Source organism: Legionella sp. W10-070 (assembly GCF_900640175.1).
Taxonomy (GTDB): Bacteria; Pseudomonadota; Gammaproteobacteria; order Legionellales; family Legionellaceae; genus Tatlockia.
In genome coordinates this window covers 89,028-112,226 of sequence record NZ_CAAAJC010000010.1, presented here as the reverse complement: position 1 = coordinate 112,226, position 23,199 = coordinate 89,028, and the positions used below count along the sequence as shown (strand labels likewise).

The window sequence follows — 23,199 nt, the reverse complement described above, 5'->3', positions numbered from 1 at the left end:
CCCACGACATCCCCCTGCAAGGCGGCACCATTCACATTGAGTGTCAGTGTGCAAATTCCGTTAGCAGGAAGCTGGCAGGGTGCGCTTTGACTTATCCCTGCGATGGGTTTCATCACCAGCATTTTATCCCTCGATGATTGATTTTGTACAGTGTAAATAACCTGCGCGTTATCCCCTTGCGTGACAGTGATGTCAGTCGGTGTTTGTGGCACAAATGTCCATAAGGGCTTGGCCGCCTGCGCACCCGGCAGCATCAGACAGGAGAAAAAGGCTGTTAGTATGATATTCCTAAAAAAGTGTCTTTTTTTTTTGCATGGTTTCTATCCTTATGCCACATAGGTAAGATTCAATATTATTTGATATTGAAAAACCATTTATGATACTTTACTAACGATTAAAATCAAAAAAATTCCTTCATATTTTGATTCAATTAACAACACAAAGACGACAGAGATATTTTCAAAGTATGCGATTGCCCTGTAGGTTTATGGCAAGCAAATTGGTTTCAAACAGTTTAGAATGAGGGATTTAAGGATGAATAATGGATGATCAATATCTGGAAAACATTACCTTTGACGAATTGATAATTGGCACACAGGCCAGCTTGAGCAAGAAACTCACTCAGGATGATATTAACCTTTTTGCCATTATGTCTGGTGACATTAATCCTGCACATATGGATCCAGACTTTGCAAAAAGTGATATTTTCCAAGGAATAGTTGGCCATGGGATGTGGTCAGGTTCTCTGATTTCTACTATTCTTGGAACGATGTTACCAGGGCCTGGCACTATCTACCTTAAGCAAGATATTACATTTAAAAAACCGGTGCGAATTGGTGATACAGTAACGATTACTTTAACCGTTCAGCATAAGCGTGAGGATAAGCCGATTGTTACTTTTGACTGTATCGGTGTAAGTCAGCGTGGTGATAAGCTGATTGAGGGGCAGGCGGTTGTATTGGCGCCGACAAAAAAAATACGTGTCGCCCGTGCCAAATTACCGGATATTGCTATCCATAATCATGATCGGTTTCACGAAACGATTAAGTCTTGCCAGGATATGCCTGCCATCGTTGCTGCTGTAGTTCATCCGGTCAAGGCTGAAGTATTGAGAACGGTTATGGACTCGGTCAATGCCGGGTTAATTGTTCCTCTTTTGATTGGCCCGGAAAAGAAGATAAAGACGGCGGCTTCCGAGGCAGACATTGATATATCGTCCTGGCAGATTATCGATACTGAGCACAGTGACGCAGCAGCGGCCAAGGCAGCAGAGCTTGCAGCTACAGGAAAAGTAGATGCCATTATGAAGGGTGCTTTACAAACCAGTGAGCTGATGTCTGCCGTAGTACCCCTGGCGGCAGGATTGCGAACGAAATACCGTATTAGTCATGCTTATATCATGGATGTGCCGTCCTATCATAAACCGCTTATTGTAACTGATGCAGCAATCAATATTGCACCAAGTGTGTCAGTAAAAGCGGATATTTGTCAGAATGCTATTAATCTTTGGCGGGTGTTATATGGTGATAAATGCCCTAAAGTGGCCATACTTACGGCAACCGAATTGGTAAATCCTCGAATGCAGGCAACAGTAGATGCTGCCATATTATGTAAAATGGCAGATCGAGGACAAATTACGGATGGTATTCTTGACGGGCCACTGGCATTTGACAATGCAATCAATAAGCAGGCTGCAGCGGAGAAAGGTATTGTATCGGAGGTTGCAGGCGATGCTGATATTCTTCTTGTTCCTGAGATAGAGTCAGGCAATATCCTGGCAAAACAGTTCACTTTTTTAGGCCATGCTGATGCTGCAGGTATCGTGCTGGGTGCCCGGGTTCCAATTATTCTAACAAGCCGCTCGGATTCGTTGCGGACTCGGGTGTTATCCTGCGCTTTGGCGGTCAAAATGGCAGCAGCGCGCCGCGAAGGAATACTTAAATGACTTCAAGTGCAACAAGAAGTCTGCTGATGCTCAATGCAGGTTCTTCCAGCGTAAAGTTTAAGCTCTTCTCCAATTCCGATGATTTGCGCGTCCTTGTCAGTGGCAAGGTTTATAATCTTGGAAATTCTCCTTTTTTTATGGCTTCGGGCGAAAAATTAAATGGTGAAAATGAGCTGTTTAGCCAACAATTACCTTCTGATAGTACGCAGGATAGCGCATTACAGTTTATTCTCAACTGGCTTGATAACTGTGGTGAGCAATGGCAATTGGAAGCAGTCACTCACCGCATCGTCCATGGAGGAACACTATTTGCCCGCAGTATACAGATTGATTCAACAGTAACCAGGCAATTGCAAACATTGGTTCCTTTAGCACCATTGCATCAACCTTATAACCTTAACGCTATTGAAATTGTGAAAAAGGTTTTTCCCAATATACCGCAGTTTGCCTGTTTTGATACTGCGTTTCATGCCAATCGGGCTCCGTTGTTTACTGAATATGCATTACCGAAAACACTGCGTGAGAAAGGTATCCGACGGTATGGATTTCATGGTTTATCCTATGAATGGATTGTGCGTTTTTTACAGCAAAGCGAGCCAGACTTGGCGCAAAGCCGGGTGATAGCGGCTCATCTTGGTAATGGTAGTAGTTTATGTGCCATAAAAAACGGCTTGAGTATTGATACTACTATGGGGATGACCGCTTTGGCAGGGTTGCCTATGGGGACTCGTTGTGGTGAATTAGATCCTGGTGTGGTTATTTATTTACTTCGTGATTTGGAGTTATCGTTTGAAGAAACTGAAACTATCCTTTATGAAAACTCCGGGCTTTTGGGATTATCCGGCTGGACAAATGATGTTAAGACTCTACAGGCGAGTCAAGATAAGCGGGCGCAGTTTGCCCTGAATTTTTATTGTTTGAAGGCGGCTCAGTATATGGCAATGATGGCTGTCAGCATGGGAGGCGTCGACGGGATCGTTTTCACGGGAGGAATAGGTGAAAACTCTACTGTTGTGCGCGAGAGAATTCTTGGCTATCTTGAGTTTATGAAGCCGTTTGCAGTTCGGGTTATACAGGCTGATGAAGAACAGATGATGGCAATCCATACATTGTCTCTGCTTGAAAAAAAATAATGATCAATCTTTACGACTGGAATAGAGCATGACTAAGCAAAAAGGACTTATTGTTGGAATAGCGAACGAGTTATCAATTGCCTGGGGTTGCGCCCGGGTACTTCACCAGGCAGGTGCTGAACTTGCAATAACCTACCAGAATGAAAAAACAAAACAATATGTACAACCGTTGTTGCAAGGAGTTACCTGTCCAATATTTATGCCGCTTGATGTCGCGAATGACTCTCAAATGAACGATTTATTTGAGACAATAAAAACAAAATGGGGAAGGCTTGATTTTATTATCCATGCGATTGCCTTTGCCCCGAAAGCTGATTTGCAGGGACGGGTCATTGACTGCTCAAAAGAGGGTTTTGGGCTTGCCATGGATATTTCCTGCCATTCACTAATCCGCCTGGCAAAAGCTGCCGAACCGCTTATGACTAATGGTGGAACAGTTCTGACAATGAGTTATTATGGTGCTGAAAAAGTTGTTACTAATTATAACATTATGGGTCCAGTCAAAGCAGCCCTTGAAGCGACTGTCCGCTATCTGGCTGTGGAGCTTGGTGTAAAGGGAATCCGGGTGAATGCTATCTCACCAGGACCGATCCAGACACGTGCTGCTTCAGGTTTAGCGGATTTTGATAAATTGATGGAAAAAGCGGCAAAACAGGCTCCTCTTCATCAAATTGTCACGCCTGAGTCGATAGGTGAGGCTGCGGCGTTTCTTGCATCAGACAAAGGTAAATACATTACCGGACAGGTTCTCTATGTGGATAGTGGATATAATGTCCACGGCTAAGACATATCTGGTCTTTGAGTAACTTAAGGTAATTAATTGAAGAATAGATAATATATTGACCTTTTCGTTTAATTTACCATTGTTATAACTATATTCTTTAGATAGGATTATCATTTTTGGAGCGCCATAAACTTGATTAATTGGTCAATGTCATTTAAAGATTACAAGATTGATTACAATCATTGTTTAGGCTCAGGTGTCTTTGGTACTGTCTATGCGGTTTTTCCGCGTCCAGAAAATGAGAAAGGCTTTTTTTCTTATTGGTTTCCTTATGCTTATGATTATATTTTTAGGGATAGCTCATCAGAAGAAAAATCAACCCAGTATTGTGTGAAAATTTCTAAAACAGCAATACGTATGGTTTATGAAAATCCTTTGCATCCATTTCGTTTCAAATTACCTTGGCACTCCTTATTTGAAGCTAAAAAAGAAGAACATACAAATCAAGTTTTGCAAAAAAATGGATTATCAAACATATGTTTTTTTAAAACAAATAGTTTTTATTCTCAATTTAAGACCCGTGTAATAGGTAAAACATTACATGACTATATCGACAGTGGAGAATTATTTAATATTGATCATTTTGAGTTGAGGAAAAAATTAGTTAATTTTATGCGACTAATAAATAATCCAAAATTTACATTTTGGGAAATCCATGAGAATAACCTTATGTATGATGAACAAAATCAACAATGGGAAATTGTTGACGGAATATTTAATGAAATTAGTGATACAACACTTGAAAAACATGGAGATAATATTAATTTTTTCTTAGAACATTTGTTACAATCAAATGTTACAGATGAAACTAAAAATTGGTTAAAAACATTATCTGATATAGCTCGTTGTGAGAAAGAATATACAATCAGGATTGATGAATCGATTCGTGAGCAAATGCCAGTGGCTAATAAAATAGGTTCATTAGCATTTAATTGGGGCTAGAATTTTTATAGCCGCAAAACCAATAGTTACAAAATGATTTGCAGCGTCAATGATTAATAAAATACCCTTTCATCAGGTAGGGATTAATATGCAAAGATTGCTGATTGTTCTGGGAATTCTATTGATAGTAATTGGATTCACATGGCCATGGATTAAGCGTATTGGTTTAGGGCGCTTGCCAGGTGATATTATTATCCAAAGAGGCAACTTTACTTTTTATTTTCCTGTTACTACCTGTATTGTGATTAGTGTAATTATCATGTTGATATGGTGGCTTTTAAATCGTTAGTAACTACTTCAATTATACCCTTTCGCAAGGTGGTGGTTATCATAAAAGTACATTAACTGCTAAAATTATAAAGAAGTTACATTTCTACGGAGGAAAGTATTGTCAGGGTAGACATTATTGTCTATTGACCAGTAATGCAGTTGAAAACTCTGGGAGATACGGCGATGAAAACAATTACATTAAGTATTTTTTCTTTCTTTTTAACGTTTCTCAGTGTCTCTGCTCATGCCGACAGAATTGTTATTACAGGCAGTCCGGTTATATTGGAAGAGCGAGGAGATGTTTATTATGTTCCTGAAACCCATCCGGCGGTTACCAGCTATCATTATGTAACTATCGGTGGCACTAATCGGGTATGTTATGCAGAAGAACAGCCTAATTTGGTATCGCTTGACGCAAAGTTAGTTAATGTAGAAATAGGGGGTAGGCAGGTTCAATGGACTTGCTATGCTTATGATGATACTCACTTTATTATAAGCCCTTAATTCAGAGATTAATAGCAGGTTCTCCTGCTATTAACGCGAGCACATGCTGATATCGACTAACTGCTGCTATCATGTTTGGATGGCTAACTCATTTTGCTGGAATTTACATGGAGGTACAGATGGCTTCATTTGCTCATGCTCGAGGAAAATTCGATAAGGCGCTTTACGAGCTTTGCGAGGTGGATTACGATGCTGTAGAGGCTTATGAAGCAGCTATCGTTCGACTTGAGAGTCAGGATTATAAAAATAGGCTATCTGAATTTAAGTCGGATCATGAGCGGCATATCCAGGAACTTTCAAACCTACTTAAACGCCATAATATTAGAGCGCCAGAAGGTCCATGTAGCAGCAGACAACTTTTGGTTCAGGGTAGAGTTATTTTTGCCAATTTATTTGGTGATGAGGCGATATTAAGGGCGATGCTTGCTAATGAAATAGATACTAACATTGGTTATGAGCTGTTAAATGATCATGAAGAGAAATGGGAGGATTCAGGAAAAATACTGCGCTTGGGGGTGGGTGATGAAAGAAGACATAAACAATGGTTTGAAATCACTTTAGGGAGCACAAAGTAATCAATCTGGCTGGCCTGTATTATTCCTGGCAATAGGCAATAGGGGGCATTAAACGCTAAAGAGCCACTTCATATTGACTATGTGCGAATTCGCTACAGGTTGAAGAACAGCCAATGCGGGTTTGTTTTATTTTAATATCTTACAATTGGCATGTGCATGCCCCGAAATAATGCTTGCAGACATATCATATTAATCAGCTTTTTTTATAGCTTTGTTAATTTTTTGAATGATTGTATCAGGCGAGACGGGTCTGATATTACCACGTTTGTCAGGAATTAATATAACATCTATATCGATGATTCTTTTAAGCAATGCCCACTCTTCTTCAGTTAATCCTTCCTGAACTATATGCTCAATATTAAGGACGTTAGCGGTGATTTCGGTAATCGTGGCAATGGCATGGACTTCATCCTGAGTAAATTCAATCGTGATTTTCTTCATCACAGTCTCCCTTTCCATTTGACACGTTTAACATTAGAAAAATATACTTTGAAATTAATGACAACCCTGTAAATTTTAAGTATCTTAAATTCAGTAGCTCTAATCTGCGTTTTTATATAATCATAGGATAGATTGAATAAAAAATGGCGCCAGGAAGAAAAGATTGTACAAATCAGCGCAGGTGGTTTAATTCTCAAATAATTGCTGAGATTTTAGTCTTAATGAAGACAAGCCTTGAACGGGAGACTTTATCTTGATGTGGATTTAGTTGAAAGAGCGGGCCAAGGAGGACAAGTAGTTATGGAAGAAGTATTAACAAATTTAAGAAAGATTATTCAATCTTGTGATTGGACAAAAGAAGTTCGTTACAATGGCATCCGTCAATTCAGTAGAATGCTGGTATTTTTTACCACGCCAGATCTTGTTCCCCCATTTGAAGAAGCTGTGAAGTCTGAGTTCCTTAAACCTAAGGGCATTATTGCTATGGAGAAGATTCTTGAGGGGAACATGGATGATGAAGAAAAAATTACTTCGATCAAAAGCCTGTTGCTAGAAAAAGGCTATAATGGTGACGGTGGAACCAAAAGCTGGAAAAGAACGTTAAAAACCCATGCTATATATGGAACGCTAGCGAAAATTATTGCGAATTATGATAATGAACAGAGGAATACAGATGTATTTGTAGTTTAGGTTAAATTAATGGGAGGTAAGATGCATTATAATCTTAAAGATATTATTCAATATAGCAGAGATGTGGAGGAGGCTTGTGGTCGTACGGGTGTGGCTGCAAGATTTCCTGAGCGTTCCTGGGCAGCAAATAAAGCGCGGATAGATAGTAAATTAAGGGAATTTAATCACAATCGAAGCAGGCATACGTTAGAGCACTATGCACAGGTAATCAATGTGGCTGCACAATTTTTAAAAAACTCAAATGATAACAATGCTTCTTATCTAGCGTTTCTCAGTCTGCATCTTAGGGTTTTAGAGCAGGGATTAAAAGAGTTAATTCCTGAGCGTAATATCACTTTTCCTTCAGAAGGGACAATATCCAAAGGGTTTGGATTGTTTGGATTGTTTGGATTTAATAAAGCAACGACAACTGAGCCTTTAATAAATGACATAGTAGAAAAAATGGAAGCACCAAGTATATCTTGAAGTAGAATGACGCATTAATCTCAACTAAACATACAAGGATTTTTTATGAAACAACCTGCAATGGGTGAATTTTGTTGGAATGAACTGGCTACGCCTGATATTAGTAAAGCCAAAGATTTCTACGGTAAGGTATTTGGCTGGCAATTTGAAGCGCATGAAATGGAAGAGATGAGCTATACTCTGGTCAAATCCCAGGATAGGGAGTTTGCAGGCATATGGCAAATCCCAAAGGATCAACAGGAGCATATTCCCCCCCATTGGATAGCCTATATTTTAGTGGCTGACGTAGCTGCTTCTCTGGAAAAAGCAAAGCAATATGGAGCCAAAGAAGTTAAAGGCGTTACAAAAGTTGGTGAGTTTGGATGTTTTGCCATCATTACTGATCCTACGGGAGCTCATTTAGCACTGTGGGAGTCTGGAAATTGCTAATGTAAAAAATACAGACTACAGGATTAAAGACAAACTTGAATCTGATAGCCTCCCGATTTTAGAAGCGGCTGTCAGGTTAAATTCAGCTAATGACACATGGTTTTAAGGCGTTGCCCAATCCTTTATTTTGGCTTTTTCTGCTGTTTCAGTTAATTAATTCAACTGAATATCAACAGTTATTTTTTTAGAGGTGTTGGGAAACCTCTGGCAAGCTTAGGGAAATCCTGACAGCACAATTTTTCCTCTTGCCTCGCCGCTTTCAAGAAGTTGATGTGCTTTTCGAAGACTGCTTGCGCTAATAGTTCCAAAATGCTCATTTAAAGTGGTTTTAATAATTTTTTTATCTACTAACTGAGCTATTTCATTAAGTATATTATGCTGTTTTATCATGTCAGGAGTTTTATACATTGAGCGAGTGAACATCATTTCCCAATGAATAGAGATACTCTTGGATTTAAATAAAAGAGCATCAAAATGGATGGGATCATCAATTAAGGCAAATTTTGATTGAGGCTTCAGACAGCTGACCAGTTCTTTAACATGATTATCGGTGTGGGTCAGGCTAATGACATAATCTACTTCATTAATACCCAAATCCGCTAATTGCGGTTTCATTGGTTTACTATGATCGATAACATAATGACCACCGTGAGCAGTGATCCATTCTTTAGAGTCTTTTCTCGAAGCGGTCCCAATTACAGTTAAAGCAGTAAGTTGTCTTGCTAACTGTACCAGAACCGAGCCTACACCACCGGCAGCACCAGTTACTAACAGATTGGCTTTCTCGCCTGCAGTAATTAACAAACGATCAAAAAGAAGCTCCCAGGCGGTTAATGAGGTTAATGGAAGCGCTGCAGCTTGTTCAAAAGATAAACTTTTTGGTTTTAATCCAACGATGCGCTCATCGACCAAATGAAATTCGCTATTGCATCCAGGTCTTGTTAAGTCACCTGCATACCAAACTTCGTCTCCAGGCTTAAACAAGCTAACTTGCTCTCCCACTGCTTTAACAACGCCTGAGGCATCCCAGCCAAGAACTCTATGCTGGCCTGCTTCCGGGTTATTCCTCAGCCGCACTTTATAGTCAACAGGATTGACAGCAATAGCCCTTATTTCAACTAATAAATCTTGACCGGTTGCAACAGGGGTAGGTAATTCTATATCAATCAATGCATCCATATTTTCGATGGGTTGCGATTTTTGATAACCGATCGCTTTCATAATATGTCCTTATTTTTTATAATCAATTATATCTCAAGTAAAATAATCTGCTTTACTGGCGCCTGATGATCTGCTTCAGGGGATTTTTCTGCTTTGTTAAATGACAACTGTCGGTGTTTCTTTTATTAGACTGGATGTATGCGTTAAGTTAAAGTATATTATCATGATGCTGTTTGTTGTCTAAATGTTGTTTACTGCAAAAACCGATATCTCGGTTTGTAAAAAAACCAGCTTGTGTCGAGCTCTTGAGACGGTTAAGGCCAATGAATGCTATCACAACTAATGCATTGACTAATGCCCTGCATGCTTTTTTCCTTTTCTTCTATTTCTTAATGGCAGCAATTCAGTGGATGAAGGGTAATAAAAAATTCACACATTTTATCGTGATTTTTTTCCTGACAATTTTTGTATTGAAGATGCTGGGAGTCTGGGTTCATTATGCTTATGGACGGCCCTATGTAGAACATCTATGGATTATAATAAGTTTAGGTGTGGTATTCTTAAATTATTGTCTGATATATGCGATTCGAGCTTCTGAGGCTACCCGAGTTCTGGTAATGTTTGTTTCATTGGGATTTACCTATTTTTACCTTACACGGGATAACTTTTTATTTATTGCGCTTTCTGTGATCTTCATTTATTCACTGGCTGCAGTGCATTCAAAGGGATTGTCACGCATTGGGTTTGTAGCGGTTATCTTTTCTAACATGCTCTGGATTATATTGAGGGAGGGTGTAAGCGCGCTATTGGGTTATACAGTTCCTGTCCAATACCGTTATGATAATGATCTGTATCATATCTTGTTGATTATCTCCACTTTTATTATTTTTTTAGCAATTTGTCGGGGTGATTGGCCTTATCCAAAGACTGCATCATAGGGGATAGAAAATTCGGGTGGTAGCAGTCTTTTTTGCTGATACGGGTGTTGCACCCGAAAATTCTGAAAAGTGGATTAATAATTAATGTGGAAGGTATAATATGATAAGGATAAATCAACTAACCGGACAATGTTATGAGAATCTTATTTGGTGGGCTGCTACTGGCTTTTATGACGTTTGCCAATGCCGCTGATACGATGATTATTAATGTCGATGCAAATCAGCCGCACTTTATAATTACCTTACCCTCTAACCCAACAACTGGATATCAATGGATAGTTAAAGATTATGACCAGTCTTTTTTACGATTATTATCCAGTCGCTATGTAGCACCGCAAAATAAACTTATTGGTGCAGGAGGAAATATGATATTCACCTTTGAATTAATAAAGGGAAAAACCTATCCTCAAAATACCAAAATGACATTTAAGTATGTACGTCCCTGGGAATCAGATAACGGTACCCTGCAAAAAATTTCTATTAATTTCAAATCTTAATGTAAGGCTTTGTGAGGCCTTGTCTTGAATATTCAGAAACGGATGTTTCTGAATATTACCTTTCTTTAATTGCACTTAGCGGCCGTACTATTACCAGCGTGCCTGCTAAATTATTTTTTTTATCATAAAGGGTAATAAAATGTTCATTAAGCCACTTTGCGTCTTCTATAAACATACGAATACAGCCATGACTTGCCCGATATCCTGGCATGTCATCAGATCCATGTAAAGCATACCCTTTATGAAAAAACATACAGTAGGGCATTCTGGCACCCCCGCCCCCTGCGGGAAATGTATTGGATACGCAACGTTCGTTCTCTTTACTGAAAATCTCGAATATGCCGGTTAAAGTAAGGCAGGTGTTATCGCTATCAGAACATTTATCTTGACCTGATGAAATTGGTCCCCATTTCAGGAGTTGACCCTCCTCATTATAAGCGGCCCAAGCCAGTTTATCCTGATCTACAATAATCTGTTTTTCAGACGGTGGAATTTTTAACGGAAAAGGAGAGATGTCGAACAACGTTACATTCGATGGATTTTCAGGTACAGCCAAAATTTTACCTGGCCATAAGCGATTATAGCTGCGATTTAAGCGTTGTATTAAATCACGCTGTTTAGGGTCCGGGAACAACTTTTCCCAGGTTTTACCGCGAGGTACTTTAATGCAGGTATACTGAGGGTAATCACAAAGCGCACTACCATAGTATTTAGGTATCGTTTTATTTTCTGCTAATAAAATGACCGGGAAGAAAGCCAGTACAAATATAGGCAACCATTTCATATCCATATCCTCCTATTACAAATAAAACGAAGCATAAATTGTGCAAAAAATAATCAATAGGCTGTCATTTTTAATGCTAGACATTTTTTAGGTGAACCTGAGGGTAACGTTTTTTTTCTTATAGTCTTTGGGCTTATCCGGTATAATGAGCCGGCTGATATTTTGTATATTTGGATGACAAAAAATTGACAGATACAAAATGACGGGCACTCCCATAGTTTCCTTAACAAGAGGATAGAAATATGCGTGTTATAATTTCTTATTTATTAATTGGCCTTTTGACATTTGGGCTAGCGGTTAATGAGGCGGCAGCAAAACGATTTGGCGGAGGCAGAAGTTTTGGTGTTCAGCGCTCTCATAGCAGTCTTTTCTCTTCTGCTCCCAAAAAAAATTTTAGTGGAACGGGGAAGCAGGGTGCCAACAAAAGAACATGGGGTGGTGTTTTAGGCGGTATGTTGGCAGGTGGCTTGCTGGCAAGTCTTTTCATGGGTAATGGTTTAGGTAGTGGGATATTATCCTGGCTGATAATCGGGCTTATAGTGTTTAGTGTTGTAACTTTTTTACGTCGAAGAATACAACCAGGTTTTCAATCACAAAGCAATAGTTTCAGGCAACCACATGGTTCTCAACATTATGCTTTCACAAAAGATCAGGGTTTTCAAACTGCACATGGCAATACACAGACTTATTCCGCCGGATTTAATACAGAAGAGTTTGTGCGTGATGCCAAGGTGAAATTTATTCGGCTACAAGCTGCCTATGATCAAAAGAATATGCAGGATTTAACTGAATTTTGTGCCCCTGAAGTGTTTGCAGAAATCAAAATGCAACTTGAGGAGCTTGGCGATGTGACGGATAAAACGGAAGTAATTAATTTAAATGCTGAGCTGCTTGATGTTACAAATCAGGTTGACTCAATTATCGCAAGCGTACGCTTTACTGGCTCTATTAAGGAAGGCGGTGAAGCAGCTGCCCCACTTAATGAGATTTGGCATTTTCGTAAATTTGCCAATAGTAGCGATTGGGTAGTTGGCGGAATTCAGCAGGAAGTTTATCAACCTTAACTACTATAGAATAGGTTGAGCCAAGGCTCAACCTACCACAAATAAAGAGAGAGGCTGTCAGGATTCTGTTTTTCTGAATGGCAAATACCTGGGTTCCCAAAACATCTCTTGAACCAGCTTTTCCAGATTAGTCTCCTGGTTTTTCTGGGCAAGATTTTCATTTATTGCCGTACGAGCTACTTCCACTGCAATGTGTTTGGCTACTGTCTGCGCATCGTCAAGTGAGGGTAGTAAGGGTAAGAAACTGTCCTTTTTGCAGGGTGCATGTTCGCTTAATGTACGAGCAGCAGCCCATATCATGCCTTTTGATAATCTGGAAGCATCAACTGCTAAAATTCCCAATCCTATGCCAGGAAATACCAAAGCATTATTGCATTGAGCAATTTCAACCAGACGATTTTGATATTCTACAGCAGGGAAAGCGGTTCCGGTAGCAACTAATGCCTTACCTTGACTCCACATCATAATATCCGCAGGCTGTGCTTCACATTTTTCATCCGGATTTGAAAGAGGAAATATAATAGGGCGTTCACAGGTGGCTGCCATTTTTTCAATAATATCTTGAGAAAAAGCACCAGGCTGGGCTGAACAGCCGATTAAAATTGTCGGCTTGACTTGACGCACCGTGTCGGTCAAGGAAGGGTACTGCCTGTTATGGGTAGGCCAGCTTTCTATTTCACTTGCTTTGCGTGCATATGGTTTTTGGGCATCGGTAAGTTCCATGTCTGAATTAACCAGGAGACCTTGACGATCGATTAACCAAAAACGATCATAGGCCTCTTCCGCAGTTGAGCCAAGACGAAGCATCGCATCAACTATCTGATCGCTAATTCCTGTACCAGCAGAACCTGCTCCATAAACAATAATTCGATGGTCTTCCAGTCTTCTCCCTGCGACATCACAGGCGGCTAACAGGGCGGATAGAGTAACTGCCCCTGTTCCCTGGATATCATCATTGAAGGTGCACATCTTATCCTGGAATTTATCCAGAATACGTCTGGCGTTGCTTCGGCCAAAATCTTCCCAATGTAGAAATGCATTAGGGAAGCGCTTATGAATAGCGTCAACAAAACGAAGAATAAATTCATCATATTGTTCTGAATTTATTCTTTGATGTTGGCAGCCCAGGTACAAAGGATCATTGAGCAGTTCCTGATTGTTGGTTCCAACGTCAAGAAAAACAGGTAGCGTGCGTGTAGGGTCAATACCTCCACAAAGACTATAAACCATCAATTTGGCAACGGGTATGTCCATCCCGCCAATCCCCTGGTCGCCGATTCCTAGCACGCCTTCACCATCTGTAACTACGACAAGATCAATTTCAGGGTTTGAGCGATTGCTAATAATTTCTTCAATTTGATTGATGTCTGAATGGGCAATATACAAGCCGCGGGGTTGGCGATATTCATGACTGAATCGTTTGACAGCTGTTCCAACAATGGGGGTGTAGATAGTTGGCAGCATTTCGGCCAAATGCCTGCTGATTAATTTATAAAAAAGCACCTGATTTTTATCATGGAGATTGTTGAGATAAATGTTTTGTTGCAAATGGCTTTTATAGCTTGAATACTGTAAATAAGCGCGTTTTACCTGTTCATCCAGTGTTTCAACCCGATGGGGTAATTTACCCAATAATCCAAAAGCATGACGTTCTTCCTGAGTAAAGGCAGTGCCTTTATTAAGTTGGGGGGTCGTTAATAAGGGTTTGCCGCAAATGGAGGTTTGCATGACAAGTTCCCCGGTTTGCTCATCGCGAATCGTTTTAAAATCTAGCATGTTTTTTCTTACAAAATAGTGGCTATAGCAATTCCTGCAAGTAATAAAAAGTGTTGGAATTTGAGGATAAATATAGCTTATTTTATTCCCAAACCCAGATTACGGTTTATCGTCAGGAACACCTGGGTATAGCTAAATCAACATAGCGTTAATAACCTACAAATGATAACATCAAAAACTTTAATGAGAATACCAAGAGGTTGGTAATGTTAAGATATTTATTGCTGATTTGTGCCTTGCTCACTTTGGTTGCTTGTTCAGCTCGGGATGAAGACTACTACAGAAAAAACCCACAGGCATTACAGTTGGCTATTAAGAATTGTCCTGAACAAGCACCGGCTGGGTTAAGTTGTGAGCAATTAACAGCAATTGCTCACAGGATCAACCAGTTAGCTTATCAATTGCAAATAAGCCCGCAAAATTTTGGTAGGAAAATTTTAGAATTACAACAAACATTAGCAAAGCAGCAGGCTGAACTGGAGAAAAATCCGGAACAATCTGAAATTAAAGCGATAATTGAAGAAAATAAACAGCAACTGTCTGAGCGTTTGGCAATTGTAAAATGGTTAGAATCACCTGAGAGCTAAGAATGAGAATATTAGTAAGTAATGATGATGGTGTTCATTCGCCAGGGATACGTGCGTTAGCCAATGAAATGTCTCTTGTTGCCGAGACTGTGGTTGTTGCACCGGATCGTAATCGAAGTGGTGCCAGTAATTCGCTAACCTTGACAAGACCTCTTCGCGTCAGGCAGTTGGATAATGGATATTATAGCGTAGAAGGGACGCCAACGGACTGTGTCCATCTTGCTGTTACAGGTTTTTTAGAGTCAGCGGCTGATATCGTGGTATCCGGAATTAATGATGGTGCCAATCTTGGTGATGATATACTTTATTCCGGGACGGTAGCTGCAGCCATGGAGGGGCGGTACCTTGGCCTTCCAGCCATTGCTTTTTCGATGGTAGGGGATAATATCCAATATTACGATACAGCAGCGGCAATTGCCCGGCAATTAGTTCTTAAGTTACGGACAAATATGTTGCCATCGCAAACTATCCTTAATGTCAATATTCCTGATTTACCTCTGGATAAAATTAAAGGGATAGAAGTAACACGTCTCGGTACTCGTCATGGAGCTGAACCCGTCGTGAAGGAATATGATCCAAGAGGCAGGCCTATTTATTGGATAGGCCCTCCTGGTTTGGAGGCAGATGCCGGTCCTGGTACTGACTTTTATGCGGTGAGTCGAGACTATGTGTCTATTACGCCATTGCAACTTGATCTTACTCATTATAATGTGTTCGAGAAGATGTCATCCTGGGTGCAAGAGATTAACTTGACTTGATGAAGGTTTCCCTGCGCTGATAACTAAAATAAGCAGATTATCCGAGACTAACTATGCTCAGGCTTTGGGTGTTAATAATCCTATTTTTCCTTGCCGGATGTCAATCGAGAACTGATTTGGCACCAGTTGTCGAGCTAAAATGGCAACCTCAAGTGACCAATCCTGCTACTCATGTCGTACGTCGTGGTGAAACACTGTATGCCGTTGCTTTCCGCTATGATAAGGATTACAGGCAACTTGCTATCTATAATCACTTACGAAGCCCTTATGCTTTGAGAATAGGGCAAGTAATAAGGCTAAACGCTGCTCTTCACGAAACCAGACCTCTTAAGCAGACTCGGCCAGCTGCAACTCGGCATACAGTAAAAAGTACTATAATCAAAAAACGGGAGTCTAAAACGCCATATTATAGGACATTGGGATCATCATCTGGTAATCATGCCTGGCTTTGGCCTGTAAAAGGTCGGATAGCAACTGGATTTTTTCCACAACAAGGTAAAAAAGGCATAGATATTGCTGGTAAAAAAGGTGAGAAAATTCGTGCAGCATCTGGCGGAGTTGTGGCTTATTCAGGAAATGGTTTATTAGGTTATGGCAATTTGATTATTATCAAACATGGGAATCAAATGCTTACAGCCTACGGCAATAATCTGCGTAATTTGGTAACTGAAGGCCAAAAAATTAAGGCTGGAGAAGTAATTGCAGAGATGGGAGTTATTGATAGACGGTTTTGGGGAGTTCATTTTGAGATTAGAAAAGCTGGAAAACCGGTTGATCCCCTGGGTTACTTAAGGGGTTGATTCTGGCTGATGTTGCAAAGAGACCAAATAATTGGTGTTTTTTTCTTATATAGATAAACACATAGGTGGTGATATGATGCAACCAAATGATGAATCAATAAAAGTAGATGAGCTCTCGGAGAACTGGGAAGAATCTACGGACGAAGCATTATTTCTTGAAGAAGAAAGCACTGCTGATGATTCGGCAGATACAGAGCCTGATTTTAGTGATGAGGACGCGTTTCCCAGCTTTCAGCGAGGGCGACAAGCTGCCAAGGTCATGGATGCAACGCAAATCTATTTGAGTGAAATCGGTTTTTCTCCATTGCTATCAGCTGAGGAAGAAGTTCATTACGCTAAGCTGGCACTTAAGGGGAATACTGCTGCTCGCAAAAAAATGATCGAGTCTAATTTACGCCTGGTGGTTAAAATAGCACGTCGTTATCTTAACCGAGGTTTGCCATTGCTTGATCTTATTGAAGAAGGAAACTTGGGTTTGATGAAATCTGTTGAGAAGTTTGATCCTGACAGAGGATTTCGTTTTTCAACGTATGCGACATGGTGGATTAGGCAAACAATAGAAAGAGCTATTATGAACCAGACGCGGACTATACGGCTGCCAATTCATGTGGTGAAAGAGCTGAATGTATATTTGCGCGCAGCACGTCAATTAACGCAGAAACTCGATCATGAGCCATCGGCAGAAGAAATTGCTGAAATGGTTGACAAGCCTCTGGAAGATGTAGAAAAGCTTCTTGGTCTAAACGATAAGGTTACGTCAGTAGACACGCCGATTGGTTACGATGAGAATAAATCATTATTAGATACAATTGCTGATGAAAACAGCATGAATCCTGCTGAACTTCTGACCGATGAAAATTTACGTACCCATATCGAATCTTTATTGGACAAACTTACTGAGAATCAGCAGCAGGTTATTGCAAGACGTTTTGGCTTAAGAGGATTTGAAAAAGCTACTCTTGAAGATGTGGGGAAAGAAATTAATTTAACCCGTGAACGAGTCAGACAAATACAAGTCGAAGCGTTAAAAACGCTAAGAGGTCTTTTGGAAAAAGTGGGTTTAAGTCAGGAAGATTTATTTTAAATGAAGACACACCCTGGATTGGGTTTGCTTTTTCGGCTAATACAAAATTTACTCGATTTTTAAGTTAATATGTTATGATTGACGGCTTATTCCTGGCTTCATTAGAAAGAGCAGGTAGCAGCAATTTTGTTAATTTGATTGTCATAGTGTTGTTCAGACATGCTTTCTGCTTTTGCTATCAGGTTCAATAATTTTGGCTTAACGCAGGTACAATAGTTTGTAGTATTGGAGTTGCTGTCGGTTTGTGGTGAAATAAGACGTGTTCTATCTTCACAATAAGCACTAATATCTTCTTCTGTTGCTTTATCCAGACCAATTTCGTTTTCTATCGAGGCCATGATATCCTGAAGCAATGTTTGAGAAAGACAGAGTGTACTGTCTTTGTCTGAAGTTTTGTCCTCTGGCGATTGAGCTTGCATGCATTCACAATATTTCTCGCCAAGGTTTTGATAACTTGCAATATCCTTACTCTTATTGATTTTCTCCATCCATCGGTTTATACATTGGGATTTAAGAGACTCAAGACTTCCTATGTCATTGGTTGAATTTCCAGATAGAGAATAAGAACCAAGTACAACAGCAATTATCAACTTACAATAAACTAACGCCATCTTCTATTATTCCTTAACTTTGCACATGAGAATAAACATGGTCATTCCTGCTCCAAGGTACCACTAATTCGACACGAAGGGGTCGTTATTACTGTCTAATTTATAGCAAAATATTTCGAGATTATTATCTCAAGCAATTATAAAATTAGCAGATCACTGGGCTGATGAAAATACTGATTGGATGGAAAATAGGCCCCTTTTTAAGCTTTCTTAAAAGTAAGCGGCAAATTTTGCCAGCACTCTGAATAAGTTAATTCTCTGGCAGGATGATTGAATGCCTGCTCACTAACCAACCAGGTTTCTCTTGCTTCAAACATGAATGCCAATGTTTCCTGGTAGCGGGTTGGTTTCAGTTCTTCATTAATGACATCCCGATAAGACTTATCGTCCGGCCCATGCGCTGTCATGCAGTTATGGATGCTGGTTCCACCAGGCAGGAAACCTTCTTTCTTGGCATCGTACTCACCCTTAATGAGTCCCATTAGCTCACTCATAATATTTTGATGAAAGTAAGGGGGTCTGAAGGTATGCTCTGCTACCATCCAACGGGGAGGAAAAATTACGAAATCAAGGTTGGCTACTCCTGGAGTATTACTCTCAGAGGTTAGAACTGTAAATATGGAGGGATCAGGATGATCAAAACTTACTGTATTGATTGTATTAAACAAGGAGAGATCATAGCTGTAGGGCGCATAATTACCATGCCATGCTACTACATTAAGAGGGGAGTGCCTGGAGCCTGCTTCCCATAGCGTATGTTGATACTTGCAGATTAACAGAACGTCTTGCTCTTTGTCTTCGTAAGCAGCTTGCGGATAAAGGAAATGACGCGGATTGGCTAAGCCATTTGAGCCAATGGGGCCTAATTGTGGCAAATTAAAAGACGCTCCCATATTCTCACAGAGGTAGCCACAAGCATGGGGTGATTCTAAATCAACTTTAAATTTTACTCCCCTTGGAATCACCGCAATTTTACCAGGAGATACTGAAAGATGTCCGAATTCTGTATGTAGGCTAAGCTCTCCCAGGTAAGGAACAAACAGCATTTCCCCATCACTGTTACTAAAATAGCGCTTGTACATCGATTGATTGCATTGATAAATATAGGCATTGGATAATGAATTGCCTGCCAAATGAAATAAGCCATCAACAAAGTCTGTCTTGCCGGAGGGAGCTGGTAAAGGAGCCCAGCGCATGGGATTGGGTGGTTGTTTGTCTGCATAGGCTAAAGCCCACGTTTTTTCATAAAGCTTATAATCTTCATGGACGACTGATGGCAGTATTCGATAGAGCCAGCTATGGAAATTTAGATGCCTTGGCCGGGTAAATGCACTTCCGCTGAGTTGTTCAGCATATAGACCCAATGGACATTGCTGTGGCGAGTTTTGTTTTTTGGGTAATGCGCCAGAGATAGCTTCACTTTGATGGTAGTTCCCGAATCCTGCTAACACTATTGTCTCCCTCCAGAATGAATGTGACTAGGTTCTGTGCACTTATCTGCTATCTTGGCCAAAAAGCCTTGATTTTCTGCGCTCTGATGCTCACATACTTCTATGTATGCTCCGTTTCGGTGCTCGCCAATCAAGGCTTTTTGACTCAATCTAGAGATAAGTGCACAGAACCTAGAATAGCTTGAAAAACCAAGAAATGTCGAGATTGATAAATACAATGTTTTGTTGAAGATGTATAATTAATTCCTAATGTATTAGACAATTTTTTGAGGGTGTTTTATGGCTGGACATAGCAAATGGGCTAACATTCGTTTCCGTAAAGGTGCGCAAGATGCCAAGCGTGGGAAAATATTTACCAAATTAATTCGTGAAATTTCAGTCGCAGCAAGGATGGGAGGAGCCGAGGAATCCTCCAATTCAAGACTAAGAGATGCGATTAGTAAGGCGCTTAAAGCCAACATGAAACGCGATACAATTGATAATGCAATCAAACGTGGTGTCGGTGGTTTAGAGGGGGCTAACATGATGGAGATGCGCTATGAGGGTTATGGGCCTGGTGGAGTGGCCGTCCTGGTTGATTGCTTATCAGATAATAAAAACCGCACTGTTTCTGATGTGAGGCATGCTTTTACGAAGCATGGTGGAAATTTAGGCACAGATGGTTCGGTCGCTTATCTTTTTAACAAGCAAGGGGAAATTTTACTGGCAGCTGGCCAACCCGAAGAGCAGGCAATGGAAACTGCCATAGAGGCAGGAGCAGAGGATGTAGGGGTAGACAATGGTCAGGTGGAAATCATTACCACAGCAGATAATTATAATCTGGTACTGGCTGCATTACAGGAGGCAGGTTATCAAATTGAACAATCCCAACTGACTATGCATGCCCAAACTACTGTGCCTCTAGATAAGGAATCTGCTGAGAGCCTATTAAAACTGATTGATATGTTGGAAGATTTAGACGACGTACAAGAAGTTCATAGTAACGCAGAATACCCTGAATCTTTTTTTGAACTTGCCTGATGAGTATTATTTTAGGAATTGATCCCGGATCGCGTATTACGGGGTATGGGATCATTAAGGAAGATAAAAATAAAATTCAATATGTTGATAGTGGTTGTATTCGAACTTCTGAAGGTGGGTTAAGCCAGCGATTGCTTGAGATCTTTGATGGGGTCTGTCGGTTAATGGATGAATATACTCCGGAACAGGTTGCCATAGAGCAGGTTTTTTTACATCAAAACCCAAATGCGGCTTTAAAATTAGGGCATGCAAGAGGGGTCGCCATGGTGGCTGCTGCCTCTCACAGGGTGGAGATCAGTGAGTATTCTGCTCGTGAAGTCAAGCAAGCGGTGGTTGGTTACGGTGCTGCTGAAAAAGAACAGGTAAAGCACATGGTAGTAAAACTACTTCTTTTAAACAAGGCGCCTCAAAGCGATGCGGCAGATGCTTTAGCGATTGCCATTTGCCATAGTCATATGCGGCGTTTCAGGGGATATAAAAGATGATTGGCTGGTTGCGTGGACAAGTTATGGACAGGCATCAACCGGGTAAGCTGGTGGTTGATGTTAATGGCGTAGGTTATGATGTGGAGACATCACTACAGACTTTTTTTCAGCTTGAGTCTCATCAAGGTATTATTAGTTTGCATATTCATACTGTAGTGCGTGAGGACGCCTTATTATTGTATGGTTTTCTTGACAAGCAGGAGCGGGCCTTATTCAGGGCATTAGTCAAAGTAAATGGTGTAGGGCCGAAGCTGGCTATGGCCATTCTTTCCAGTGTGACACCAGAGGAATTTATTCAATGCATTAATCAGCAAAACATATTATTTTTAACCAAATTACCGGGGATAGGTAAAAAGACTGCCGAGCGGTTGGTTATTGAAATGAAAGATAGTCTAAAGCAATGTTCAACTACTGATGTTGTCAATTCGCTACCGCAAGGCAACCTACGGGAACAAGAGGAAGCCATCAGCGCTCTGGTAGCATTAGGATATAAACAACCGGAAGCCATGAGAGCGGTTAAAAAGATAGAGGTTGTGAATAAAAGTTGTGAGCAACTTATTCGAGAAGCGTTGCAGTTACTTGCTAATCGTTAAAATTTGTTCGCAGGGGAAATATACTCGTACAACCAGACCTGTTCCTTCAGCCGGTGAGCCAAGCTCTACCCTTCCGCCATGAAGGTCGGTGATTTGCCGAACTATGGCTAATCCCAAGCCACTTCCTGGGCTTTTGTTGCCCAAAACGCGGAAAAATCGTTCAAAAACTCTCCCTTGCAACTCACCTGGAATACCAGGTCCGTTGTCGCTTACTTCCAGGATTAATTCCTGATTTCGAGTATAAACTCGGACTAAGACCTTGCCGTTCTCCTTGCAATAGCGGATTGCATTGTCTACCAGATTACGGATAAGGATGCCAATTGCTGTTGGGTTGCCGGAAAAATTAGGCAGGTATTCATCTGACTCGAATTCAAGTTCAATTTTCTTTTCTACTGCCCCAGGTGCCAACATTGCCAAGACTTCACGCGTTATTTTGACCAGATTGACTTCATCAATATCATTAATACTGGTTGCTTCAGGGACTAGCTTACTCATTGTAAGCAGTTGTTGTATGATATGTGTGCTGCGATTAACACTCGCAATTAATTTTTGTAGCGCCAGGTTTTTTTCCTCAACATCATTTGTATTTAAGGCCACCTGGGCTTGTGCCTTGAGTGCTGCAAGAGGGGTGCGCAATTCATGGGCAGCATCTGCTGCAAATCGTTTTTCCCGTTCAAATCCTTCTTTAAGACGATAAAACAATTTGTTTAATTCGTCGATAACAGGTTTAATTTCCTCAGGCACTTCCTGCAAATCAACAGGTTCTAAATGCGTTGGTGCGCGATTTGCTACTTCCTGGGCTACACGATCAAGGCTATCCAAACCTCTGCCGATAATAATCCAAATCAGCAATCCTGATAAAGGGAATGTCAGCAGCATGATGTATAAGTCGTCCTGAGCAATGCGATGCCCTAATTCATTGCGCGTGTCATACCGTTCCGCTAATACGGTTCGTATGCCAGCCTGCTCGTTATAAGTTGTAAATACACGCCATTTTTTATCCGCCACTATTTTGTCACTGAAACCATCTACTTCAGCTGTCAGGGGAATTTTGGGTGCAGTTGGAGAATGAAGGAGGAGTTTGCCGCCATTAGTCCAGACTTGAAAATTAAATTTATCCAGGTAGTTTTTTGGAGGCAGATCATTTAAAAAGCGTTGTTGGTAATAATTATCAATTTTTTGTGGAATAACTTCCAATGCATCTTGAATTTTACCAATGGGCCTATCATGAAGATCATCTCCTAATAAAGCCTGATAAGAGAGGGCAGAAATTGCCATTAAAGTATCAAGATGTTCCTGAATATCCTTTTGATCCAGATAATAATTACCTATTGCGGTTAGAGTAGTTGTTATGGTAATTGCCAATAGTAAATTTATTAACAAAAACTTGCGGATGGAAGACTTCACAATAT

General features: G+C 40.5%; 27 protein-coding genes and 1 pseudogene. 20 read left to right on the top strand and 8 right to left on the bottom strand.

Translation table 11 applies throughout. The features are described from left to right. Window positions 1-212, bottom strand: a pseudogene (locus E1O65_RS06175) (DUF1566 domain-containing protein); the annotation flags it as partial. Between the two features lie 329 nt (window positions 213-541). Between E1O65_RS06175 and E1O65_RS06170 the strand changes: the two are divergent. The 7 genes from E1O65_RS06170 to E1O65_RS06140 all read left to right on the top strand — a co-directional run bounded on the left by E1O65_RS06170 (window position 542) and on the right by E1O65_RS06140 (window position 6,153). Further along, window positions 542-1,945, top strand: coding sequence for a bifunctional enoyl-CoA hydratase/phosphate acetyltransferase (locus E1O65_RS06170; RefSeq protein WP_133132719.1), 1,404 nt, complete (start codon window positions 542-544; stop codon window positions 1,943-1,945). Continuing rightward, on the top strand, window positions 1,942-3,078 hold the full coding sequence (locus E1O65_RS06165) for an acetate/propionate family kinase (RefSeq protein ID WP_133132718.1): 1,137 nt from the start codon (window positions 1,942-1,944) through the stop codon (window positions 3,076-3,078). The genes E1O65_RS06170 and E1O65_RS06165 overlap by 4 nt, the downstream gene beginning before the upstream one ends. A 28-nt stretch (window positions 3,079-3,106) precedes the next feature. Then, entirely contained in the window at window positions 3,107-3,862 is a 756-nt protein-coding gene (gene fabI, locus E1O65_RS06160; protein WP_133132717.1) for an enoyl-ACP reductase FabI, read from the top strand. A gap of 147 nt (window positions 3,863-4,009) precedes the next feature. Next, window positions 4,010-4,804: a hypothetical protein gene (locus E1O65_RS06155; RefSeq protein WP_133132716.1), complete on the top strand. Its 795-nt coding sequence runs from the start codon at window positions 4,010-4,012 to the stop codon at window positions 4,802-4,804. Window positions 4,805-4,853: 49 nt separating this feature from the next. Continuing rightward, window positions 4,854-5,093 (top strand): DUF2905 domain-containing protein, encoded by a 240-nt coding sequence (locus tag E1O65_RS06150; protein WP_242601545.1) that lies wholly within the window; start codon window positions 4,854-4,856, stop codon window positions 5,091-5,093. Between the two features lie 164 nt (window positions 5,094-5,257). Then, window positions 5,258-5,578 (top strand): hypothetical protein, encoded by a 321-nt coding sequence (locus E1O65_RS06145; RefSeq protein ID WP_133132715.1) that lies wholly within the window; start codon window positions 5,258-5,260, stop codon window positions 5,576-5,578. A 119-nt stretch (window positions 5,579-5,697) separates the two neighbouring features. Beyond that, window positions 5,698-6,153: a ferritin-like domain-containing protein gene (locus E1O65_RS06140; RefSeq protein ID WP_133132714.1), complete on the top strand. Its 456-nt coding sequence runs from the start codon at window positions 5,698-5,700 to the stop codon at window positions 6,151-6,153. Between the two features lie 189 nt (window positions 6,154-6,342). Here E1O65_RS06140 and E1O65_RS06135 read toward each other — a convergent pair whose 3' ends face one another. Next, window positions 6,343-6,594 (bottom strand): hypothetical protein, encoded by a 252-nt coding sequence (locus E1O65_RS06135; protein WP_133132713.1) that lies wholly within the window; start codon window positions 6,592-6,594, stop codon window positions 6,343-6,345. A 300-nt stretch (window positions 6,595-6,894) separates the two neighbouring features. Here E1O65_RS06135 and E1O65_RS06130 point away from each other — a divergent pair, with 300 nt between their 5' ends. Genes E1O65_RS06130 through E1O65_RS06120 form a run of 3 tightly spaced genes read left to right on the top strand, consistent with a single transcriptional unit; the run spans window position 6,895 to window position 8,178 of the window. After that, window positions 6,895-7,284: a hypothetical protein gene (locus tag E1O65_RS06130; protein WP_165474913.1), complete on the top strand. Its 390-nt coding sequence runs from the start codon at window positions 6,895-6,897 to the stop codon at window positions 7,282-7,284. 21 nt (window positions 7,285-7,305) lie between these two features. Further along, window positions 7,306-7,749, top strand: a complete 444-nt coding sequence (locus tag E1O65_RS06125; RefSeq protein ID WP_133132711.1) for a hypothetical protein — start codon at window positions 7,306-7,308, stop codon at window positions 7,747-7,749. A 45-nt stretch (window positions 7,750-7,794) separates the two neighbouring features. Beyond that, entirely contained in the window at window positions 7,795-8,178 is a 384-nt protein-coding gene (locus E1O65_RS06120) for a VOC family protein (protein ID WP_133132710.1), read from the top strand. Between the two features lie 213 nt (window positions 8,179-8,391). Here the strand turns inward: E1O65_RS06120 and E1O65_RS06115 are convergent, their stop codons facing one another. Then, window positions 8,392-9,399, bottom strand: coding sequence for a zinc-binding alcohol dehydrogenase family protein (locus tag E1O65_RS06115; protein WP_133132709.1), 1,008 nt, complete (start codon window positions 9,397-9,399; stop codon window positions 8,392-8,394). A gap of 263 nt (window positions 9,400-9,662) precedes the next feature. On the opposite strand from E1O65_RS06115, the gene E1O65_RS06110 reads away from it, so the two are divergent. Both E1O65_RS06110 and E1O65_RS06105 read left to right on the top strand, forming a co-directional pair. Then, the gene (locus E1O65_RS06110) at window positions 9,663-10,277 is read left to right on the top strand and encodes a hypothetical protein (protein ID WP_133132708.1); all 615 of its coding nucleotides are present in this window, start codon (window positions 9,663-9,665) and stop codon (window positions 10,275-10,277) included. 134 nt (window positions 10,278-10,411) lie between these two features. Continuing rightward, window positions 10,412-10,774 (top strand): protease inhibitor I42 family protein, encoded by a 363-nt coding sequence (locus E1O65_RS06105; protein ID WP_133132707.1) that lies wholly within the window; start codon window positions 10,412-10,414, stop codon window positions 10,772-10,774. A 55-nt stretch (window positions 10,775-10,829) separates the two neighbouring features. Here E1O65_RS06105 and E1O65_RS06100 read toward each other — a convergent pair whose 3' ends face one another. Then, window positions 10,830-11,558 carry a L,D-transpeptidase gene (locus E1O65_RS06100; RefSeq protein WP_133132706.1) on the bottom strand — a complete coding sequence of 243 codons (729 nt, stop codon included), beginning with the start codon at window positions 11,556-11,558 and terminating at the stop codon, window positions 10,830-10,832. Window positions 11,559-11,800: 242 nt separating this feature from the next. Here E1O65_RS06100 and E1O65_RS06095 point away from each other — a divergent pair, with 242 nt between their 5' ends. Next, window positions 11,801-12,622, top strand: a complete 822-nt coding sequence (locus E1O65_RS06095) for a TIM44-like domain-containing protein (protein ID WP_133132705.1) — start codon at window positions 11,801-11,803, stop codon at window positions 12,620-12,622. Window positions 12,623-12,679: 57 nt separating this feature from the next. On the opposite strand, the gene E1O65_RS06090 is transcribed toward E1O65_RS06095, so the two are convergent. Beyond that, the gene (locus E1O65_RS06090; RefSeq protein ID WP_133132704.1) at window positions 12,680-14,398 is read right to left on the bottom strand and encodes an NAD-dependent malic enzyme; all 1,719 of its coding nucleotides are present in this window, start codon (window positions 14,396-14,398) and stop codon (window positions 12,680-12,682) included. Between the two features lie 206 nt (window positions 14,399-14,604). Between E1O65_RS06090 and E1O65_RS06085 the strand changes: the two genes are divergently transcribed. From E1O65_RS06085 to rpoS, 4 genes are all read left to right on the top strand, one after another. Beyond that, complete coding sequence (locus E1O65_RS06085) at window positions 14,605-14,985, top strand: hypothetical protein (RefSeq protein ID WP_133132703.1); 381 nt, start codon at window positions 14,605-14,607, stop codon at window positions 14,983-14,985. A gap of 2 nt (window positions 14,986-14,987) precedes the next feature. After that, window positions 14,988-15,743 carry a 5'/3'-nucleotidase SurE gene (gene surE / locus E1O65_RS06080; RefSeq protein WP_133132702.1) on the top strand — a complete coding sequence of 252 codons (756 nt, stop codon included), beginning with the start codon at window positions 14,988-14,990 and terminating at the stop codon, window positions 15,741-15,743. 68 nt (window positions 15,744-15,811) lie between these two features. Then, a complete protein-coding gene (locus E1O65_RS06075; protein WP_242601544.1) occupies window positions 15,812-16,543 on the top strand; it encodes a peptidoglycan DD-metalloendopeptidase family protein in 732 nt (243 codons plus the stop codon). 76 nt (window positions 16,544-16,619) lie between these two features. Continuing rightward, complete coding sequence (gene rpoS / locus E1O65_RS06070) at window positions 16,620-17,627, top strand: RNA polymerase sigma factor RpoS (protein WP_133132725.1); 1,008 nt, start codon at window positions 16,620-16,622, stop codon at window positions 17,625-17,627. Between the two features lie 101 nt (window positions 17,628-17,728). On the opposite strand, the gene E1O65_RS06065 is transcribed toward rpoS, so the two are convergent. Together E1O65_RS06065 and hmgA are read right to left on the bottom strand one after the other, a co-directional pair. Beyond that, window positions 17,729-18,238, bottom strand: coding sequence for a hypothetical protein (locus E1O65_RS06065; RefSeq protein WP_133132700.1), 510 nt, complete (start codon window positions 18,236-18,238; stop codon window positions 17,729-17,731). A 200-nt stretch (window positions 18,239-18,438) separates the two neighbouring features. After that, entirely contained in the window at window positions 18,439-19,692 is a 1,254-nt protein-coding gene (hmgA, locus tag E1O65_RS06060) for a homogentisate 1,2-dioxygenase (protein ID WP_133132699.1), read from the bottom strand. A 276-nt stretch (window positions 19,693-19,968) separates the two neighbouring features. Between hmgA and E1O65_RS06055 the strand changes: the two genes are divergently transcribed. The 3 genes from E1O65_RS06055 to ruvA are packed head-to-tail and all read left to right on the top strand — an operon-like array spanning window position 19,969 to window position 21,787. Continuing rightward, entirely contained in the window at window positions 19,969-20,709 is a 741-nt protein-coding gene (locus tag E1O65_RS06055; protein WP_133132698.1) for a YebC/PmpR family DNA-binding transcriptional regulator, read from the top strand. After that, window positions 20,709-21,194, top strand: a complete 486-nt coding sequence (gene ruvC, locus E1O65_RS06050) for a crossover junction endodeoxyribonuclease RuvC (RefSeq protein WP_133132697.1) — start codon at window positions 20,709-20,711, stop codon at window positions 21,192-21,194. Before E1O65_RS06055 ends, ruvC begins: the two co-directional genes overlap by 1 nt. Beyond that, on the top strand, window positions 21,191-21,787 hold the full coding sequence (gene ruvA / locus E1O65_RS06045; RefSeq protein WP_133132696.1) for a Holliday junction branch migration protein RuvA: 597 nt from the start codon (window positions 21,191-21,193) through the stop codon (window positions 21,785-21,787). The genes ruvC and ruvA overlap by 4 nt, the downstream gene beginning before the upstream one ends. On the opposite strand, the gene E1O65_RS06040 is transcribed toward ruvA, so the two are convergent. Further along, window positions 21,770-23,194 carry an ATP-binding protein gene (locus E1O65_RS06040; RefSeq protein ID WP_133132695.1) on the bottom strand — a complete coding sequence of 475 codons (1,425 nt, stop codon included), beginning with the start codon at window positions 23,192-23,194 and terminating at the stop codon, window positions 21,770-21,772. The genes ruvA and E1O65_RS06040 overlap by 18 nt on opposite strands. Between the last annotated feature and the right edge of the window lie 5 nt (window positions 23,195-23,199).

Excerpts from the sequence above, each read along its gene's own strand:
- E1O65_RS06170 (WP_133132719.1), top strand. The coding sequence starts at position 542 with ATGGATGATCAATATCTGGAAAACATTACCTTTGACGAATTGATAATT.
- E1O65_RS06165 (WP_133132718.1), top strand. The coding sequence starts at position 1,942 with ATGACTTCAAGTGCAACAAGAAGTCTGCTGATGCTCAATGCAGGTTCT.
- fabI (WP_133132717.1), top strand. The coding sequence starts at position 3,107 with ATGACTAAGCAAAAAGGACTTATTGTTGGAATAGCGAACGAGTTATCA.
- E1O65_RS06155 (WP_133132716.1), top strand. The coding sequence starts at position 4,010 with ATGTCATTTAAAGATTACAAGATTGATTACAATCATTGTTTAGGCTCA.
- E1O65_RS06150 (WP_242601545.1), top strand. The coding sequence starts at position 4,854 with ATGATTAATAAAATACCCTTTCATCAGGTAGGGATTAATATGCAAAGA.
- E1O65_RS06145 (WP_133132715.1), top strand. The coding sequence starts at position 5,258 with ATGAAAACAATTACATTAAGTATTTTTTCTTTCTTTTTAACGTTTCTC.
- E1O65_RS06140 (WP_133132714.1), top strand. The coding sequence starts at position 5,698 with ATGGCTTCATTTGCTCATGCTCGAGGAAAATTCGATAAGGCGCTTTAC.
- E1O65_RS06135 (WP_133132713.1), bottom strand. The coding sequence starts at position 6,594 with ATGAAGAAAATCACGATTGAATTTACTCAGGATGAAGTCCATGCCATT.
- E1O65_RS06130 (WP_165474913.1), top strand. The coding sequence starts at position 6,895 with ATGGAAGAAGTATTAACAAATTTAAGAAAGATTATTCAATCTTGTGAT.
- E1O65_RS06125 (WP_133132711.1), top strand. The coding sequence starts at position 7,306 with ATGCATTATAATCTTAAAGATATTATTCAATATAGCAGAGATGTGGAG.
- E1O65_RS06120 (WP_133132710.1), top strand. The coding sequence starts at position 7,795 with ATGAAACAACCTGCAATGGGTGAATTTTGTTGGAATGAACTGGCTACG.
- E1O65_RS06115 (WP_133132709.1), bottom strand. The coding sequence starts at position 9,399 with ATGAAAGCGATCGGTTATCAAAAATCGCAACCCATCGAAAATATGGAT.
- E1O65_RS06110 (WP_133132708.1), top strand. The coding sequence starts at position 9,663 with ATGAATGCTATCACAACTAATGCATTGACTAATGCCCTGCATGCTTTT.
- E1O65_RS06105 (WP_133132707.1), top strand. The coding sequence starts at position 10,412 with ATGAGAATCTTATTTGGTGGGCTGCTACTGGCTTTTATGACGTTTGCC.
- E1O65_RS06100 (WP_133132706.1), bottom strand. The coding sequence starts at position 11,558 with ATGAAATGGTTGCCTATATTTGTACTGGCTTTCTTCCCGGTCATTTTA.
- E1O65_RS06095 (WP_133132705.1), top strand. The coding sequence starts at position 11,801 with ATGCGTGTTATAATTTCTTATTTATTAATTGGCCTTTTGACATTTGGG.
- E1O65_RS06090 (WP_133132704.1), bottom strand. The coding sequence starts at position 14,398 with ATGCTAGATTTTAAAACGATTCGCGATGAGCAAACCGGGGAACTTGTC.
- E1O65_RS06085 (WP_133132703.1), top strand. The coding sequence starts at position 14,605 with ATGTTAAGATATTTATTGCTGATTTGTGCCTTGCTCACTTTGGTTGCT.
- surE (WP_133132702.1), top strand. The coding sequence starts at position 14,988 with ATGAGAATATTAGTAAGTAATGATGATGGTGTTCATTCGCCAGGGATA.
- rpoS (WP_133132725.1), top strand. The coding sequence starts at position 16,620 with ATGCAACCAAATGATGAATCAATAAAAGTAGATGAGCTCTCGGAGAAC.
- E1O65_RS06065 (WP_133132700.1), bottom strand. The coding sequence starts at position 18,238 with ATGGCGTTAGTTTATTGTAAGTTGATAATTGCTGTTGTACTTGGTTCT.
- E1O65_RS06055 (WP_133132698.1), top strand. The coding sequence starts at position 19,969 with ATGGCTGGACATAGCAAATGGGCTAACATTCGTTTCCGTAAAGGTGCG.
- ruvC (WP_133132697.1), top strand. The coding sequence starts at position 20,709 with ATGAGTATTATTTTAGGAATTGATCCCGGATCGCGTATTACGGGGTAT.
- ruvA (WP_133132696.1), top strand. The coding sequence starts at position 21,191 with ATGATTGGCTGGTTGCGTGGACAAGTTATGGACAGGCATCAACCGGGT.